Source organism: Parabacteroides sp. AF39-10AC (assembly GCF_003635405.1).
GTDB classification, from domain to species: domain Bacteria; phylum Bacteroidota; class Bacteroidia; order Bacteroidales; family Tannerellaceae; genus Parabacteroides; species Parabacteroides distasonis.
Window position 1 is genome coordinate 1 of record NZ_QTLP01000092.1, and the last position, 513, is coordinate 513.

The window sequence follows — 513 nt, forward strand, 5'->3', positions numbered from 1 at the left end:
ATATTGCTAACAAAGCGTGATAACGCCTAACAGCGTTCCCCGCTTAGCCATTATGAACAATTAGAGTACACGATATGAGAAATGAAATTTTACAGTTGAAAGATTTGGGTCGTATGCCTAATGAAAGCATCAATGATACAGAGAGTATTGATGAATTAGTAAATACTTATGATGCCTTATTAGAACAAATACAACTTCCCATATCATTTGATGAAGCTATGGTGTTGGTACAAATCTTTCCTGAAAATGCTTTTTATGATTTGCAGTGGAGTTTATTAAAACTTGTAGAGTCTGTTTGCGTTGATGATGAGAATAAGTATATTCAGTTAATAAACTCTTGCCCAAGCCAAGAATGGCGGGACACTCTAAATGCTCGCTATGCAAATTATAAAAGGCACAAGGGGTAAAGTAAGTTCATAACAAGCCGGGATAACGGACTAACGCCGTTCCCCGCCAAGCCATTAGCAATAAAATTTGAAATATGGATAAAGACGAGATAATATCAAAATTAGG

1 protein-coding gene is annotated in these 513 nt (G+C 36.1%); it reads left to right on the forward strand.

The features are described 5' to 3' along the window. The first annotated feature begins 74 nt into the window (after window positions 1-74). Window positions 75-407 (forward strand): hypothetical protein, encoded by a 333-nt coding sequence (locus DW033_RS24345; RefSeq protein ID WP_032535954.1) that lies wholly within the window; start codon window positions 75-77, stop codon window positions 405-407. The last annotated feature ends 106 nt before the right edge of the window (window positions 408-513 follow it).

Bases quoted from the DNA above. Each gene is read 5' to 3' on its own strand.
- DW033_RS24345 (WP_032535954.1), top strand. From the start codon at position 75: ATGAGAAATGAAATTTTACAGTTGAAAGATTTGGGTCGTATGCCTAAT.